The following is a 1,051-nucleotide window of genomic DNA, read 5'->3' as shown; positions in this document are numbered from 1 at the left end:
TGTGAGCTCTGGACGAGTAAGATCAAATGAAACAAGCAAAATCCAATGAACATTTCATATTATGAATGCTTTTATAAGATTATCGCTGAGCCTTATTGGTATTAGCTTACTGACTGCCTGTGGTGAAGAAATCGATCACAACGATATTCGCCAAGCAGGTTTTGTGTTTTGTGGGCAAGGTAAACTAACAACATTTAACCCTCAGCTTATAGACAGTGTTATTACAGCCGAGGCGTTAAGCCCTCAGTTGTACGATACCTTACTCACGCTTGATCCTAAAACACACCAACCTATTGCAAGCATTGCGGAAAGTTGGTCTGTGAACAAGGAAGGTACTGAGTACACATTCAAGCTTAAACATGGCGTTCAGTTCCAAACGACACCGTGGTTCTCTCCGACTCGCCCGTTAAATTCAAAAGACGTGGTATTCAGCTTTAAGCGAATCATTGATGTAGACCATCCTTTTCATCAAGTTGGTGGTGGTTTTTATCCATGGTTTGCTGGTTTAGATTTTCAAAATCTATTGCAAGATGTGATTGCTGTCGATGATTACACAGTGACGTTTAAACTCGCGCAACCAAACTTTTCATTCTTGGCAAACATCGCCACCAGCCATGCGGTAATACTGTCAGCAGAATACGGTCAACAATTGGCGGCAAAAGACAATAAAGAGCAAATCGACCAACTCCCTATTGGTTCAGGGCCTTACCAGCTCAAAGAGTATCAAGTAAACGATTTGATTCGCTTGGAACGTCACCCGAACTACTGGAACTCGCCAGCGAAAATGGAACAAGTAGTGTTCGACATTTCACACCGTGGTACTGGCACGTTAGCTAAGTTGCTGCGCAATGAATGCGATGTTTTGTCTTCACCTATCTCTAGCCAGATCCCAATCATTCAAGAAGATGAAAACCTTGAGTTGACGGCAACACCAGCAAATAACGTTTCCTTTATTGCGATTAATACCGAGACTCCAGCACTTCGCGACCCAAGAGTCCGCCAAGCTTTGAACCTTGCGATCAATCGTCAAAATATCTTGGATTCGGTTTAT

At 42.8% G+C, this 1,051-nt stretch carries 1 protein-coding gene; it reads left to right on the top strand.

Annotation, left to right across the window (positions count from 1 at the left end; all coding sequences use genetic code 11):
- Positions 1-61: 61 nt before the first annotated feature.
- A partial coding sequence (locus R7E78_RS24630; protein ID WP_318058410.1) for an ABC transporter substrate-binding protein occupies positions 62-1,051 on the top strand: 990 nt, incomplete at its 3' end.

This window comes from Vibrio sp. YT-19(2023) (genome assembly GCF_033337395.1).
Note: the sequence above shows the minus strand (reverse complement) of the source record. Positions and strands in the feature narration are given on the sequence as shown.